Source organism: Enterococcus sp. C65 (genome assembly GCF_040887165.1).
Classification (GTDB): Bacteria; Bacillota; Bacilli; order Lactobacillales; family Enterococcaceae; genus Enterococcus_B; species Enterococcus_B hirae.
In genome coordinates this window covers 1-17,128 of record NZ_JBFOFG010000014.1, presented here as the reverse complement: position 1 = coordinate 17,128, position 17,128 = coordinate 1, and the positions used below count along the sequence as shown (strand labels likewise).

At 37.6% G+C, this 17,128-nt stretch carries 12 protein-coding genes; 10 read left to right on the top strand and 2 right to left on the bottom strand.

Annotated features, from left to right (window positions below; translation table 11 throughout):
* Positions 1-114 precede the first annotated feature (114 nt).
* Together AB3I12_RS12735 and AB3I12_RS12730 are read left to right on the top strand one after the other, a co-directional pair.
* Complete coding sequence (locus AB3I12_RS12735) at positions 115-1,551, top strand: NCS2 family permease (RefSeq protein ID WP_034700533.1); 1,437 nt, start codon at positions 115-117, stop codon at positions 1,549-1,551.
* 352 nt (positions 1,552-1,903) lie between these two features.
* Positions 1,904-3,100 (top strand): multidrug efflux MFS transporter, encoded by a 1,197-nt coding sequence (locus AB3I12_RS12730; RefSeq protein WP_010738119.1) that lies wholly within the window; start codon positions 1,904-1,906, stop codon positions 3,098-3,100.
* Between the two features lie 272 nt (positions 3,101-3,372).
* Here AB3I12_RS12730 and AB3I12_RS12725 read toward each other — a convergent pair whose 3' ends face one another.
* Positions 3,373-3,561: a YjzD family protein gene (locus tag AB3I12_RS12725; RefSeq protein ID WP_010719643.1), complete on the bottom strand. Its 189-nt coding sequence runs from the start codon at positions 3,559-3,561 to the stop codon at positions 3,373-3,375.
* 224 nt (positions 3,562-3,785) lie between these two features.
* On the opposite strand from AB3I12_RS12725, the gene dnaE reads away from it, so the two are divergent.
* The 3 genes from dnaE (at position 3,786) to pyk (ending at position 10,135) form a co-directional block, all read left to right on the top strand.
* Positions 3,786-7,100, top strand: coding sequence for a DNA polymerase III subunit alpha (dnaE, locus tag AB3I12_RS12720; protein WP_063626844.1), 3,315 nt, complete (start codon positions 3,786-3,788; stop codon positions 7,098-7,100).
* A gap of 167 nt (positions 7,101-7,267) precedes the next feature.
* Entirely contained in the window at positions 7,268-8,230 is a 963-nt protein-coding gene (gene pfkA / locus AB3I12_RS12715) for a 6-phosphofructokinase (RefSeq protein WP_010719641.1), read from the top strand.
* A gap of 120 nt (positions 8,231-8,350) precedes the next feature.
* A complete protein-coding gene (gene pyk / locus AB3I12_RS12710; RefSeq protein ID WP_010719640.1) occupies positions 8,351-10,135 on the top strand; it encodes a pyruvate kinase in 1,785 nt (594 codons plus the stop codon).
* Positions 10,136-10,390: 255 nt separating this feature from the next.
* On the opposite strand, the gene AB3I12_RS12705 is transcribed toward pyk, so the two are convergent.
* A complete protein-coding gene (locus AB3I12_RS12705) occupies positions 10,391-11,293 on the bottom strand; it encodes a LysR family transcriptional regulator (protein ID WP_010719639.1) in 903 nt (300 codons plus the stop codon).
* A gap of 505 nt (positions 11,294-11,798) precedes the next feature.
* Between AB3I12_RS12705 and AB3I12_RS12700 the strand changes: the two genes are divergently transcribed.
* The 5 genes from AB3I12_RS12700 to AB3I12_RS12680 all read left to right on the top strand — a co-directional run bounded on the left by AB3I12_RS12700 (position 11,799) and on the right by AB3I12_RS12680 (position 16,605).
* A complete protein-coding gene (locus AB3I12_RS12700) occupies positions 11,799-12,368 on the top strand; it encodes a DUF177 domain-containing protein (protein ID WP_010719638.1) in 570 nt (189 codons plus the stop codon).
* Positions 12,369-12,424: 56 nt separating this feature from the next.
* On the top strand, positions 12,425-12,604 hold the full coding sequence (gene rpmF / locus AB3I12_RS12695; protein ID WP_010719637.1) for a 50S ribosomal protein L32: 180 nt from the start codon (positions 12,425-12,427) through the stop codon (positions 12,602-12,604).
* A gap of 209 nt (positions 12,605-12,813) precedes the next feature.
* Complete coding sequence (gene gndA, locus AB3I12_RS12690; RefSeq protein WP_063626846.1) at positions 12,814-14,235, top strand: NADP-dependent phosphogluconate dehydrogenase; 1,422 nt, start codon at positions 12,814-12,816, stop codon at positions 14,233-14,235.
* Between the two features lie 187 nt (positions 14,236-14,422).
* A complete protein-coding gene (locus AB3I12_RS12685) occupies positions 14,423-15,109 on the top strand; it encodes a response regulator transcription factor (RefSeq protein WP_005875038.1) in 687 nt (228 codons plus the stop codon).
* The gene (locus AB3I12_RS12680; protein ID WP_010719635.1) at positions 15,106-16,605 is read left to right on the top strand and encodes a HAMP domain-containing histidine kinase; all 1,500 of its coding nucleotides are present in this window, start codon (positions 15,106-15,108) and stop codon (positions 16,603-16,605) included. The genes AB3I12_RS12685 and AB3I12_RS12680 overlap by 4 nt, the downstream gene beginning before the upstream one ends.
* The last annotated feature ends 523 nt before the right edge of the window (positions 16,606-17,128 follow it).

The following is a 17,128-nucleotide window of genomic DNA, read 5'->3' as shown; positions in this document are numbered from 1 at the left end:
AGCGAACGAACTATAATTATAATCAATAATTGTTCGACGTAAACGGAATAGTTGACTTATTTTATTTTATTATTTGATTTTACGTCAAAAAAATTCAGGGAGTGGAAATTTTTTATGGAAAAGTTTTTCCAATTAAAGAAAAATAAGACAAATGTACCAACAGAAATCATGGCTGGGGTTACGACATTCTTTGCAATGAGTTATATCTTATTTGTAAATCCAACCATTTTGTCAGCATCAGGGATGCCTTTTCAGGCAGTGTTCTTAGCAACAATCATCGCTTCGATCATTGGTACTTTGGTAATGGGGTTGTTTGCAAATGTACCGTATGCGCAAGCACCTGGAATGGGATTAAATGCCTTTTTTACTTTTACAGTAGTTTTTGGATTAGGTTATTCTTGGCAACAAGCTTTAGCGATGGTCTTTATTTGTGGGATGGTCAACATTTTTATTACTGTGACCAAAATACGAAAATTGATCATTCATTCCATTCCTGAAAGTCTACAACATGCGATTGGAGGCGGGATCGGGATCTTTGTCGCTTATGTTGGGATCAAAAATGCAGGATTTCTCTCTTTTTCAGCTGATCAGGCAGCAATCACTAGTTCGGTGGTTGACGGAGGCAAGGCAACGAATGTCACAATCAATGGTGGGATCGTTCCAGCTTTAGCCAACTTCAATAATGCACCGATTTTATTAGCTGTGATCGGTTTGATTTTAACAGCGATCCTGGTGGTAAAAAATGTTCGTGGTGCGATGTTGATTGGGATCGTGGCAACCACTATCTTAGGGATTATGATGGGGGTCGTTGATTTAAGTACGATTGATTGGCAAGCCAATTCATTAGGAAGTTCATTCAAAGAATTAGGCACGACTTTTGGTGCTGCTTTTGGACCAGAGGGGATGCAATCATTATTTAGTGATTCTTCAAAGATTCCACAAGTAATCATGACAATCATTGCGTTTAGTTTATCGGATACATTTGATACGATTGGGACGTTCATTGGAACAGGTCGCCGTACGGGGATCTTCTCAAAAGAAGATGAAGAAGCATTAGAAGATGGCAAAGGTTTCAAGACAAAAATGGATAAAGCGCTCTTTGCCGATGCCATTGCGACATCTGTAGGAGCAATCTTTGGAACATCAAATACGACGACTTATGTAGAATCTGCTGCAGGTATCGGTGCTGGTGGACGAACAGGTTTGACCTCAGTAGTGGTTGCAGTCTTATTTGCATTAAGTAGTTTCTTTTCACCATTGATTTCTATCGTTCCAACTCAAGCAACTGCACCTGCATTGATTTTAGTTGGTGTGATGATGATGGCTTCATTCACAGATATCAATTGGCTTGACCTGGAAGAAGCACTACCAGCATTCTTTGCTTCAATCTTTATGGGATTATGCTATAGCATCTCTTATGGGATTGCTGTCGGCTTCATTTTTTACACGATCGTCAAAGTAATCAAAGGGAAATTCAAAGAAATTTCAATCCCATTATGGATCGTTGTGGTCTTGTTTATCCTTAACTTTATTATTTTAGCAACGATGTAAACCAGCCTAACTGGTAGCTGAACTATTTTCTTAAAGAACCAGCTAAAAAGTCAGGAAACAGCAACATGAGTAAGTTTACAATAAAAAGTAGCACAAATTTAATAAGAAAAAACGCTTTTTGCCATCACCATTTGAATGATTCGAAAAAAGTAGTATTTGCACTCTTAACGATTTTATATAGTTGTTAAGAGTGTTTTTTTGTAACATAAGATTTTCACTGTTAAGATAGTAAATAAGTAGAAGATAGTACTGCTCGGAACAAAACCTTTCGTCTATATAGTAACAATACATAATTTATGCTGTTTCAAAAAGAAATTTTTTGCAAAGAAACATAAAGAAATGAGGATGATCAATGAAGATACAATGGAAGAAAAATTTATTCGTGGCTTGGATCGGCTGCTTTTTTACAGGGGCTAGTTTTAGTTTAGTTATGCCATTTATTCCTGTATATGTAGAACAATTGGGTACACCAAGTGATCAAGTTGAGTTGTTTTCCGGTCTAGCGATATCTGTTACTGCCTTTGCTTCAGCTATCGTAGCGCCAATATGGGGGAATTTGGCAGATCGTAAAGGGCGAAAGCTCATGATGATCCGAGCTGCCGCAGGGATGACGGTAACGATGGGATCGTTGGCCTTTGTTCCCAATGCGTATTGGTTACTGGTCATGCGTTTTTTAAATGGCATTTTATCAGGTTATATTCCTAACGCGACTGCGATGATTGCTTCACAAGCACCAAAAGAAAAAAGTGGTTGGGCATTAGGAACTTTATCGACTGGAGCAATTGCCGGTAGTTTGATCGGGCCATCTATGGGAGGTGCGCTGGCACAGTGGTTTGGTATGGAGAATGTTTTCTTGATTACTGGGGTATTATTACTTGTGACAACACTTTTAACCATTTTCTTGGTAAAAGAAGATTTTCAACCAGTAGAAAAAAATGATATGATCAGTACAAAAGAAATCTTTGCCAAAATGGATCATTTATCCATTCTAATCGGATTATTTGTGACCACTTTGATTCTTCAAATTGGTATCACAACTATCAGTCCTATTTTGACCCTATATATTCGTGAGCTAAGCGGGAATTCAGGAAATATTTTATTTGTTAGTGGGTTAATCGTTTCGATTTCAGGTGTGTCTGCAGTTTTTTCCTCTCCTAAACTAGGGAAATTAGGGGATAAAATAGGGAACCAAAAAGTACTGCTTGCAGGGCTAACCTTATCTTTTTGTTGCTACTTGCCCATGGCTATTGTAGCGACCCCTTTACAGTTGGGGATCTTACGGTTTATTCTTGGTTTTTCAACGGGTGCGTTAATGCCATCCATCAATACACTCATCAGTAAGATCACGCCGCCAGAAGGAGTGAGTCGAATCTATAGTTACAATCAAATGTGTAGTAATTTTGGACAAGTCTTTGGACCGATGGTGGGTTCGACGGTTGCGCATGCCTTTAACTATCGCGCAGTGTTCATTGCCACAAGCCTCTTTGTTTTATCTAATATCCTATTATCTTTATTTAACTTCAGAAAAGTTCTTCGACAACGCTTCTGATCAGATGATGAAAAGATCATGTGTCGCTGTCTTTAAAACCTCGCAGCTCCGATGGCAGTAGGGAAGAATTTGTTGAAACAACCGCTCATATTTTGAGAAATTCAGACTTATTTCAAGGAACAACAATTATTCATTTTTGTGCATGATAAAGAGCCCGGGACGACCTTTTGTCCCAGGCTTAACTTTTCCACTCCAAAAAGTTAATGGAAAGCGAAATGATTTTATCAAAATACATAAAAAGGATGAGACTGCGTCCCACCCTCATTTGACTTTTATGAATGTGATGAGGCTTCTTTTCTAGGAGTTGCCAATGCACCAAGTAAAATGACAACAACGCCTGCAACCAATGAAATAATCGTTGTTAAAGTAAAATCATAGCCACCGCTTGTAAGAGCCCCACCAATGTAACCTACGACTTGACCTAAGACAAATGACCAAAATAATGTGACGATATATCGCATAAAGAACACCTCTTTTCTAAGCTTAGTTTACCAGAATTTTGCTGAATGTAAAGAAAGCTAGTTGTAAAAAAACAAGTTTTATGATTTAACCAGTCCATGTGATAAAATAATAAAAATGCAAATCAAAGAGAATGATTACAAATGCGTTGTCGTTTATCCTATATTCATAGTAGATAAATGAACGCATTGATTAATTGTCTAACTATACAAAAGGTGGAATGACCATGTTTTTCCCACAATTATATACAAAAACCTCCTATTCGCTGTTGCAAAGCACGATCAGGATCCAAGATTATGTCCAAAAGGCAAAAGCACTAGGTTATACAGTCCTAGGAATAACTGATCAAGATGTACTGTATGGGATACCCGAGTTTTATCAAACATGTATCAAAGAAGGAATAAAGCCAATTGTCGGCATGCTCCTTACTTATACTTATGAGTCCCAAGCTTTTGATTTATTGGTATATGCGAAAGATGGCGTTGGCTACCAGCAATTGATGAAGCTGTCGAGTAAAAAAATGATTCAAGAAAGTCTCGCATTATCAGAATTTACGAAATCAGATCATTTGATCTTCGTCGTTCCTCCCCAACATTCTGTGGTAGCTGAATTTAATCAAACAGAGACCTTTACTGCCCATTGGCAAGCACTCAAAGAAAAAGTAGGTCGACAAGATTTTTATGTTGGAATCACTGAAAGTTTCTCAGAACTACCAAGTGGTTGGGTAACGTTCCTAGCAGAAAACAATTATTCCTTATGTGCATTACAACCTATTGCCAGCTTAAGACAAGAAGAACTGTTTGCGCTTGAGACGATGAAACATCTTCGAGCTGGGAGCCAACTTTCTGTGGAAGCAATCAACCAACAAAAGATAGAAACGAAAACAGGTTTTTTACTTGCTGAAAATGAAATGATCCAACGGTTTAATGAAGCACAGTTGGTTGATGCGCTAGAGGGTGCGCAACGTTTAGCTCAATCGGTTTCCTTTGAATTTCAATTTCATCAAAAGCTGTTACCTCATTATCCAGTACCAGATCAGAAAAGTGCTGGTCAGTACCTTGATGAATTGTGCCACGCAAAATTAGCAGAGCGAGTCGAAGAAATCACTCCTGAATATCAAGAGCGCCTAGCATATGAGTTGTCGATTATCCATCAAATGGGCTTTGATGATTATTTCTTGATCGTGTGGGACGTCATGGCGTTTGCTCATCGAGAAAAAATCGTGACTGGCGCTGGACGAGGATCAGCGGCTGGTTCATTAGTTGCATATATCTTGGAGATCACCGATGTCGATCCGTTGCAATATGATTTGCTTTTTGAGCGTTTCTTAAACCCAGAACGTTATACGATGCCAGATATCGATTTGGATATCCCTGATAATCGTAGAGAAGAAGTCTTGAATTATGTCAGAGCAAAATATGGACAATACCATATGGCGCAAATTGCAACGTTTGGGACGATGGCGGCTAAGATGGTGTTAAGGGACGTGGCTCGTGTCTTTGGTTTATCACAAAGCGAAGCCAATCGATGGTCAAAGGCGATCCCTAATCAGTTGAAAATTACCTTACCCGAAGCATATCGGACATCGAAACCCTTAGTGGAGTTAGTTCAGTTAAGTGAAAAAAATCAATTACTATTTAAAACAGCTTCGATTTTAGAAGGATTGCCTCGACATGTCTCGACTCACGCAGCGGGTGTTGTGATCAGTGATAAGAATCTGTTAGATCTGGTTCCATTACAAAAAGGATCAGATGAAGCATTTTTAACTCAATATACGATGAATGACGTGGAAGCGATCGGGCTACTCAAAATGGATTTTTTAGGATTGCGAAATCTTTCGATCATTGATTACGCATTGAAAGCTATTAAAAAAGTAGAAAAGAAAGAAATTCGATTGAAACAAATTCCTTTAAATGATCCTAAGACACTTTTTCTCTTTCAACAAGGAGATACTACAGGGGTTTTCCAATTTGAATCTGCAGGTATTCGCAATGTTTTACGCCGATTAGGACCAGAAACAATTGAAGATATTGCGGCAGTCAATGCGTTATATCGTCCAGGACCAATGCAAAATATCGATACGTTTATTTCCCGCAAAAAAGGAAAAGAAACGATCCATTATCCTGATGATTCCTTAATGCCTATTTTAAAAAACACATATGGTGTCATCGTGTATCAGGAACAGATTATGCAAATCGCTGCAAAGATGGCTGGTTTTTCTTTGGGCCAATCGGATATTTTGCGTCGAGCAATCAGTAAAAAGAAAAAAGAAGTGATTGACAAAGAGCGGGAACACTTTGTCAGTGGGGCAGTAAGTCAGGGCTATTCGAAAGAAAAAGCGGTCGAAGTCTATGACTATATCGAACGTTTTGCCAATTATGGTTTCAATCGCTCGCATGCGTTTGCTTATTCATTCGTTGGGTTCCAAATGGCGTACCTCAAAGCCCACCATCCAGGCGCATTTTTTGTTAGTTTACTAAATTCGGTTCGACACAATACGACCAAATTAAAAGAATACATCGCTGAGGCAAGAAAGAAAAAATTAAAACTAGCAGCACCTTCCATTAATCAGAGCTATTATGGCTTTGAGCTAATTAATCCAGAAGAGATTCGTTTTGGTCTAACTGCGATCAAAGGTGTCCGAAAAGACTTCATTGAGGATATCTTAAAAGATCGAAAAGAAAATGGCGCTTATCAATCAGTGGATCAATTCTTGATTCGTTTAGATAAACGCTGGCTAAAATTAGAGTTGATCCAGTCATTAGTAGCAGTAGGTGTGTTTGATGAATTGGCACCAAACCGAAAACAATTGATGCTCGATTTAGAAGGAAAAATACAAAACATCATTTATAGTGGTGGAAGCTTAGATCTCCTAGGGATCATGGCTTTAAAAGAAGAAGAAGTGGCTGACTATTCTTTAGAAGAAAAGCTGCAATTAGAAGAGGAATATTTAGGCGTTTATCTTTCAGGGCACCCAACAGAAGGCTATGAACGCTTGAAATTAGCTAAAAAAATCCGGTTAATTACTGAAGTTATTCCGAAACAAACAGTCAGTGTATTAGTGATGATTAAAAATATCCGTGAAATCAGAACTAAAAAAGGGGAATTGATGGCTTTTGTTGAAGGAACAGATATCAGTGGAGAAATCACGATCACTGTATTCCCCAAATCCTATCGACAATTTCGTTCATTGTTTGAGTTGAATAAAGTGATCTTTGTTCAAGGACGAACAGAAACGAGTAAATACAACCAAGAGTTGCAATTGATTGGCGAAAATTTTGCTGATCCTGTAGAATTAGAAGAACAATATCAAGATCAGACTTGCTACTTACGAATCAAAGAAGAATTTGATGATCCGCAAACGATGAAACAATTGCAAACTATTTTTCAGAAACATTCTGGGTACATTCCAGTCGTGATGTACCATGAAAAGAATCAACGGAAAGTGGTGCTGGCAGAAGCTTATTGGGTCGATGGAAGTAAGAGCTTGAAGAGTCAATTAGCTTACTTGCTCCAACCAGAAAATGTTGTTTTCAAATAACTTACGGTAAAATATACTATTTGCTTTCATTTTTTTTCATTTTTTTATCAGTAAATCAAGACAATTGCTAAAAATAATGTTAGAATGTTAGTCGTGGTTAACGCAAAGAAGGTTATTAACCTAAGCATTGCTTAGGATAAAGTATTTTAATGAGGTGAATGATTATTATGAAACGCATTGGAATTTTGACCAGTGGTGGAGACGCACCTGGAATGAATGCTGCTATTCGTGCCGTTGTTCGTAAAGGGATTTATGAAGGGCTCGAAGTATATGGAATCAACTATGGATTTGCTGGATTAGTTGCAGGAGATATTCGTCGTCTAGATGTTGCAGATGTGGGTGATAAAATCCAACGTGGTGGGACATTCTTGTACTCTGCACGTTACCCTGAATTTGCGACTGAAGAAGGTCAATTAAAAGGGATCGAACAATTGAAAAAATTCGGTATCGAAGGTTTAGTTGTTATCGGTGGAGATGGCTCTTACCATGGAGCAATGGCATTGACAAGACGTGGATTTCCAGCTGTTGGTGTTCCAGGAACGATTGACAACGATATTCCAGGAACTGATTTCACAATCGGTTTTGATACAGCAATCAACACAGTTTTAGAATCAATCGACCGTATTCGTGATACAGCAACTTCACACGTTCGTACGTTTGTTATTGAAGTAATGGGACGTAACGCTGGCGATATCGCATTATGGTCAGGTGTTGCCGGTGGCGCAGATGAAATTATCATTCCTGAACATGATTTTGATATGGCATCTGTGGCTAAAAAAATCCAAGAAGGCCGCGATCGTGGTAAAAAACATTGCTTGATCATCTTAGCAGAAGGCGTAATGGGCGGAAATGAATTTGCCGAAAAACTTTCTGAATATGGTGATTACCATACACGTGTATCCATTTTAGGACACGTAGTACGTGGTGGCTCACCTAGCGCACGTGACCGTGTGTTAGCAAGCAAATTTGGTGCTTATGCTGTTGACTTGCTTCGTGCAGGTAAAGGTGGTCTATGTGTGGGTATCCGCGACAATGAAATGGTCGCTGCAGATATCATCGAAACACTAGAAAGCAACAAACACAAACCAGACTTATCACTTTATGACTTAAATAACTCACTTTCATTCTAAGATTGAAAGCCTGTTATTTGAAATTTAAGCTATAGTTAAAAATAGGTATAGCTTGTTATCTTTGTATTTAGGCTTTAACCAGCTTTAAATAAACAAAATTGAATGGGAGAGTTTTGTAAAATGAAAAAAACCAAAATCGTTAGTACATTAGGACCAGCAAGTAATTCAGTAGAAACTATTTCTAAATTGATTGAATCTGGGGCAAATGTCTTCCGCTTTAACTTTTCACATGGTGATCATGAAGAACAATTATCACGTATGACAATGGTCCGTGAAGCAGTTAAAAAAACAGGTAAAGATGTAGGTATCCTTTTAGATACAAAAGGTGCTGAAATTCGTACAACTGTTCAAGGCACAACTGAAGCTGATTTTGGTCGTGCAGGATACATCAAATTTGAAGTAGGAGATAAAACTCGTATCTCAATGGATCCTGAACATGTAGGTTCAAAAGAAAAAATCGCTGTTACTTACCCTGGACTATTTGAAGACGTTCATGTAGGTGGACACATTTTATTCGATGATGGCTTGATCGATATGGAAATCATTGAAAAAGACGAAGCAACTCGTGAATTAGTTGTAGAAGTGAAAAATGCTGGAATGCTAGGATCTCGTAAAGGGGTTAATGCACCAGGCGTTTCAATCAGCTTACCAGGGATTACTCCTAAAGATGCAGATGATATTCGTTTTGGTCTAGATAACGATATCGACTTTATCGCTGCAAGTTTTGTACGTAAAGCGCAAGACGTTTTAGATATTCGTGAAATTTTAGAAGAAAAAGATATGACACACGTTCAAATCTTCCCTAAAATTGAATCACAAGAAGGAATCGACAACATCGACGAAATCATCAAAGTTTCTGATGGTGTAATGATCGCTCGTGGTGACATGGGTGTTGAAATTCCTGCCGAATTAGTTCCAATGGTTCAAAAACGTATTATCAAAAAATGTAATGCAGCTGGTATCCCAGTAATCACAGCAACACAAATGTTGGAATCAATGCAAGAAAACCCACGTCCAACACGTGCAGAAGCTTCTGACGTTGCCAATGCCGTATTTGACGGAACTGATGCAACAATGTTATCAGGAGAATCAGCAAACGGTGACTACCCTGTAGAAGCTGTTGCAACAATGGCTCGTATTGACCAACAAGCTGAAAATGCATTATCAGAATTAGGTACTTTCCAATTAAACGAATTTGATAAAACTGATGTGACTGAAACAATCGGTCTATCTGTAGCACGCGCTGCTAAAAACTTAGGCGTTAAAACAATCGTAGCTGCAACTGAATCTGGTTATACAGCTAAAATGATCTCAAAATACCGTCCAGATGCTGACATCTTGGCTGTTACTTTTGACGAACGTACAAAACGTGGTTTGATGCTTAACTGGGGTGTTTACCCAACAGTTGCTGAAAAACCAACAACAACTGACGAAATGTTTGAATTAGCTGCTCAAAAAGCAGTTGACTTAGGCTTTGCTTCAGAAGGCGATTTGATCTTGATCACTGCTGGTGTACCAGTTGGTGAACGTGGAACAACTAACGTAATGAAAATTCAAATGATTGGTTCAAAATTATTAGAAGCTCAAGGCGTTGGTCAAAAATCAGTCGTTGCAAATGCAGTTGTTGCTTCATCAGCTGAAGAAGCAATCAAAAAAGCAAAAGACGGCATGGTTTTAGTTGTTCCAACAACTGATAAAGAATATATGCCTGCAATTGAAAAAGCAGCAGCAGTTATCGTTGAAGAAGGCGGATTGACTTCACACGCAGCAGTTGTAGGAATTGCACAAGACATTCCTGTAATCGTTGGTGCACAAGATGCAACTTCAACAATCACTGATGGCGAGTTAGTAACTGTAGACTCACGTCGTGGTATTGTATACCGTGGCGAAACAACAGCAATCTAATTGACTCCGCTGATCATCAAAAAAGGATAAGACCTAGGTCTTATCCTTTTTTTGTTGATTTTTAGAGGGATCATGAGACAACATTCATTGTGGCAGAATGATCGTTCTAGTGTTTAGTCTACGGGTTTAAAACGAAATTTTTCTGATGTTACCTAAGGTGTCAATTAGAGAGGACCAGCAGACTACCGTCCAATCATAATTTATTGTTTATTCAAAAGTGTTAATTATTATTCATTTCTATTAATAGCCATTCAATTAAGATTTGTTCTTCTTTTGAGTTTTCATAAATTGTTGGATGACCTCAACCACATTTTCTTGTAAAGGAGTCGGAATTTGCTGAGTACGCTTAGCAAGTGAAATCAGAAAGTGCGGCTGGAGCTGATCGGAAAGTGGGATCGATACGAGATGATCTTCAGGGTGAATAGCAATTTCAGTTAAAAAACCAATCCCGATATTTTCTCGAATCATGCTTTTCAATATGGCTAAGTCATTGCTTTGGTAAACAACTTTAGGTTCAATATGTGCCTGTTTAGCTAACTTTTTAAAAGCTGCAGGATGAACGTAATGCTCGTTCAATAAAACGAATTGTTCAGCTGTTAGGTCGCTAAAAGAAATCATTTGTCGGTCAGCGAAAGGATGAGTAGGAGCAACAACAATCATGAAACGCTTGTCTAAAAGTAATTCGATCTCTAATTTTTGATCGATAATTGGTTGGGTGGAGCCTAGGATCGCTAAATCGATTCTTCCTTGGTGGATCATGCCATACAAATCTCTAGAGCCACCATCTGTAATCTCAATTTGGTCCATTAGCTGAGATTTAATAAAATAACTGGATAATTTCGGAAAATATTCATTGCCAATGATTGGTGGCATTCCAAATCGTAATTTCTTTTTCTGTAATTGCGTAATCTCTGCTTTTGCCATCTTGATCTCTTGCAAGATAGATTGTGCATGGATAAATAACTGTTTGCCAGCAGGGGTAATCACTAATTCGTGGTGTGAACGATCTCTTGTGATAAGAACTGCGTCAAGTTCTTTTTCCAGGCGCTTAAGTGCGTAAGTGATCGTCGGTTGACTAACTTGAAAGTACTTGGCTACCTTGGTAAAATTCTTTTGCTTGACGATTTGAACATAATATTCGATATCTCGTGTGTTCATAACAAGCGTCTGCTCCTTTTTCTTATAAATATTGTTTATTGTAGTTCATCTTGAATACTTGAGCAAATAGAAACCATCAAGTATGTACGCCACAGAACAACTTGTAGAAGAATTTAGCCGGATAAACGATCAAAACTGCTGTTTTTATATCGTTAGTTATCATTCTTGGTTAGTAAAAATCGTTCTTCTGTAGGAATGATCGAATGTTATTCTAAAAATCATCAGTTAATTTTTGGGGTAAACATATAGTTTACGAAACAATAAGGAGAAAAAGTCAAAATTTACAGAGAGTCTTTCACGTAATAGAGAAAAAGTTTAGTTAAAAAAATGGCTTCTCTATTTGTTGCGAGTTGCCATGGAAATTTGTTCGTAAATAAAAATAAGACAACATAACGAATAAATAAAAAAAATGTTTTTTAATGAAGTGTAAGGTGTCAAGAAAATTTCATTGACAAGGACCTTTTTGCCCTGTATAATTGCTTTTGTTGCTTAGGAGTGATGAAAAATGAAATGGTCCTTACTCGAATTGAGAAAATACCAAGAGACACCGTTAACATTTCATGAGACCCTTGATCTTAAAGCGGAACTCATGGAGCGAGACAATTTAATACTAGATGTTGCGCCTGTTGCAGTCCAAGGGTTAGTCTCAGTTGATAAAAAAGGCTATCTGGTTCATTACACTGTGCAGACGACTCTGACTGTTCCATCTACGCGTTCTTTAGAACCGGTTGAATTACCGATGGACTTTGCTGTTGACGAATTGTTTATGACAAAAGAACAATATCAACTCAGAGATGACCAATTGTCTGCAGAAGAGATTTTGTTAATCGAAGATGCAAAACTTGACCTGACAGAATCAATTGAAGACAACATTTTATTGGCAATTCCGATGCGCGTATTAACAGAGGAAGAAGAACTCGCAACTGACCTACCGAAAGGAACAGATTGGGAAGTCGTTTCCGAAGAAGAATATGAGCGTAGAAAATCAGAAGATGCCAAGACAAAAGTAGATCCTCGTCTTGCAAAATTATCGGAACTTTTTGATGAACCATCAAATGAAGATGATAAAGCGTAAGATTGGAATATATTGCATCAATTAAGGTGCAAGACTTTACAAGGAGGTGTAGCAAAATGGCAGTACCAGCTAGAAGAACATCAAAAGCTAAAAAAGCAAAACGTCGTACACACTACAAATTGACAATCAAAGGTTTAAACGAATGTGCAAACTGTGGTGAAATGAAAAAAAGCCATCACGTATGTGCAAATTGTGGTTACTACGATGGTAAGGACGTAATGTCTAAAGAAGCTTAATACATTTTAATTAGAAAATGTAAAAACCTCAAGGCTAACCATGGAGCCTTGAGGTTTATTTTTTTGTGATACTTTAAAACTTTCCTAGCTCGTCCATTAATATTGAAACAACGTCATAAAAATATATGCTTCTTTGGTTTGCAATAGCGCCATGTTAAGCTATAATGATAGAGATTAGGGAGAACATCCCATATGTAGGAGGAGTTCATATGTCAAAACAACAAATCGGCGTTGTCGGTATGGCCGTAATGGGTAAAAACTTAGCCCTTAATATTGAAAGTCGTGGGTATTCAGTTGCCCTCTTTAACCGTACTGGATCAAAGACAACTGCTGTGGTGGAAGAACACCCAGACAAAAAATTTAAAGCAACTTATTCAATCGAAGAATTTGTCGATTCGATCGAAAAACCACGTCGAATCCTTCTAATGGTAAAGGCTGGTCCGGCAACGGATGCAACCATCCAAGAATTACTTCCGCATTTAGATAAAGGAGATATTTTAATCGATGGAGGAAATACTTTCTTCAAAGACACGATTCGTCGGAATGAAGAACTAGCTAACTCTGGTATCAACTTTATCGGCACAGGTGTATCAGGTGGGGAAGAAGGAGCCTTAAAAGGACCTTCAATCATGCCTGGTGGGCAAAAAGAAGCCTATGAATTGGTTGCGCCAATCTTAGAGCAAATCTCTGCTAAAGCAGAAGACGGGGCCCCTTGTGTGACTTACATCGGTCCTAATGGTGCTGGTCATTATGTCAAAATGGTTCATAACGGCATCGAATATGGCGATATGCAATTGATTGCAGAGTCTTATGACTTGATGAAAAACATCTTAGGCTTATCAGTTGAAGAAATGGCTGACATCTTTAAAGAATGGAATCAAGGTGAGTTAGACAGTTACTTGATTGAGATCACTGCAGATATCCTAACAAGAAAAGATGATGAAGGAACTGGGAAACCAATCGTTGATGTCATCATGGACGCTGCTGGTAACAAAGGAACAGGAAAATGGACGAGCCAAAGTGCGTTAGACCTAGGTGTTCCTTTACCATTGATCACAGAATCTGTTTTTGCTCGTTACATTTCAGCGTACAAAGACGAACGTGTCCAAGCAAGCAAAGTGCTAACCCGCACGAATGAGTTTTCATTTACTGGAGATAAAAAAGAGCTGATCGAAAAAATCCGTGAAGCATTGTACTTCAGCAAAATTATGAGTTATGCACAAGGTTTTGCTCAATTACGTGTTGCTTCTAAAGAATATGGTTGGGATCTGCCATTTGGTGAAATTGCTAAGATCTGGCGCGCTGGGTGTATCATTCGTGCTCGTTTCTTACAAAAAATCACTGATGCGTATGACAAGGATTCTGATATCGAAAATCTTTTATTAGATGATTATTTTGTCGACATCACCAATAAATACCAACAAGCAGTAAGAGATGTAGTCGCACTAGCTGTCCAAGCAGGCGTTCCAGTACCAACTTTTTCTTCTGCGATTGCTTATTTCGATTCTTATAGAGCAGAACGCTTACCGGCAAATATTATCCAAGCGCAACGTGATTATTTTGGTGCGCACACCTATGAACGGGTAGATAAAGAAGGAATCTTCCATTATTCATGGTATCATGAAGAGTAATCTTTTCGCTTCATGAAGATGAAGAAAAATAAAAGATGACATGAGAGCTGGAGTCAACTGAAAAGAGAAGACTTCAGCTCTTTTTAAAAATTGTTATCCATGATAAAATGGTTATAGATTTTTAAGTAGATTATCGGTATAATAATAGAGTTTTGAAAAGCCCGTAGAATAGAAAGGAAAAAAATTGATGAGTAATATTCTAATCATTGAAGATGAGAAAAACTTAGCTCGGTTTGTCGAGTTAGAATTAAAGCATGAAGGCTACAATGCAGAAGTACATTACAATGGCCGTACAGGATTAGATGCAGCGTTAAACAATGAATGGGATGCTATTTTATTAGACTTGATGTTACCAGAATTAAATGGACTAGAAGTATGCCGTCGTGTCCGTCAAGTAAAAAATACACCAATCATTATGATGACTGCTAGAGACTCAGTAATTGATCGTGTCTCAGGATTAGATCATGGTGCAGATGACTATATCGTTAAACCTTTTGCGATTGAAGAATTATTAGCTCGTTTACGTGCCTTATTACGTCGTATCGACATTGAAGGAGACAAGAATGTAGCGAAACAAACAACGATCACCTATCGTGACCTAACGATCGAAAAAGAAAATCGTGTCGTACGACGTGGCAGTGAAGTCATTGAGTTAACAAAACGTGAATATGAATTGTTACTTACTTTGATGGAAAATGTAAATGTTGTATTAGCCCGTGATGTTTTACTAAACAAAGTATGGGGATACGAAACAGAAGTCGAAACGAATGTTGTGGATGTCTATATTCGTTATCTTCGTAATAAAATTGATGTTCCTGGAGAAGAAAGTTATATCCAAACTGTCCGTGGAACAGGCTATGTGATGCGCTCGTGATAAAACCGAAAAATTCTGAAAAAAGAGAACTTAAAGGTCCCTCCTTGACAATCAAGTGGGCCTTTGCAAGTTCTTTCTTTATATTCGTTGTTTTTACCATTTTTGCGGTCATTACGTATAAGTCTTCAATCAATCTAATCGTGGCAAAAGAGCGAAACAATGACGAACGAACGATCTCAGAAGTCGCTTCACGATTAGCCAATGCAAATGAAGAGCTGACATTAGTCAACACTTACCGCAACTTAACAAATGCAGAAAATAATACGAGCATCAGTGACACATCAATCATTGAAGGGAATTTGATGAAAATCGATTCGTTCATTTCTGAATTAGGACAATCTTCAATGGATCTATATGTCTATAACTTAGATGAAAAATTAATTTTTAAAACGCATGAAAAAGATCGTTCATTGATCCAAACAACTAGAAAAGTGCCAACGATCGTTACGTTAGATGGCAAAACTGGTTTTCTTTCTGTCCAGCCGATCTATTCTAAAGAAACGAGAGAAAAGATTGGTTATGCTCAAAGTTTTTATGAACTTTCATCTTTTTATGATATTCGGAACAAGTTATTATTGACACTCATCGTATTAGAAGTTGTTTCCTTGATTTTAAGTAGTATACTCGGGTTTTTCTTATCCTCTTATTTCTTAAAACCATTAAAGGTCTTACGAGACACGATGGATACGATTCGTAAAGACCCACAATCAGATATTCATATGCCGGAAATCGATACGAATGATGAACTAGCTGATCTTGCTGAAATCTTCAATGAGATGCTTGATCGCATGCGTCTTTATATTGAACAGCAAGAACAATTTGTGGAAGACGTTTCTCATGAATTAAGAACTCCAGTAGCAATCATTGAGGGACACTTGAGTTTATTGAATCGTTGGGGGAAAGATGATCCTGAAATCTTAGAAGAATCACTAGCTGCAAGCATGCAGGAAATTAGCCGAATGAAGAGTTTGGTTCAGGAAATGCTTGATCTTTCCAGAGCAGAACAAGTGGATATGCATTATGCGAATGAAACGACATTAGCGAAAGAAGTCACTTACCAGGTTTACAATAACTTCAAAATACTATATCCAGATTATGTCATTACTTTAGATGACGATTTAGCAAAAGAAGTGACTCTGCAAATTTATCGTAACCACTTTGAACAGCTAATCATTATTATTTTGGATAATGCAGTGAAGTATTCAACCAATCGAAAAGAAGTGCATATTTCGATTTCTTCTACATTGAGCGAATTTGAAATTGCGATTCAAGACTTTGGAGAAGGCATACCACAAGAAGACCTTAATAAGATTTTCAATCGCTTTTATCGTGTCGACAAAGCCAGAGCACGAACAAAAGGTGGTAATGGGTTAGGCTTATCCATCGCTAAGCAATTGGTTGAAAATTATAAAGGAAGAATCAATGCAGAAAGTGTCGTTGGGCAGGGTACCATTTTTAGGATCTTTATTCCGATTGTAAAAGAAGAAAACAAGTAAAGGGGGTTAACTTTACTTGTTTTTTTTATTCAAAAAACAAACAATATAGGGAAGTGCTCGAATTTATAAAAAACGTAAATACGCGGAACCGAACTTTTGTATCTAAATTGGTGTTAAACGCGCTGAAAAAACTATAAAAAAACGTCAAAATACTAATTATCGAGAGGAATATTCGCTTTTAAAAATTATAGTGAAAAATATGTTTTTTTCTATTGCATTTTTCGACAGTCCTTGATATATTATTATTTGTTCTGATAAAGCGTGATGAATTTCACTTTAAAATTTGTTGAAAAAACATATTGACGATGAAAAATCACCATGTTATAATAACGAAGTCGCTTGATTAAGAAGTGACGAAAAGATTGAAATATCAATGAAAAAAGTTGTTGACAAATAACAATTTAAATGATATGATAATCAAGTCGTTAAGAACACGGCAAACAACTCAGTCAAAAAACTTGAAAAAAGTTATTGACAAAACCTTAAGAAAATGTTAAGATATAAGAGTTGTTGAAAGAAAAAT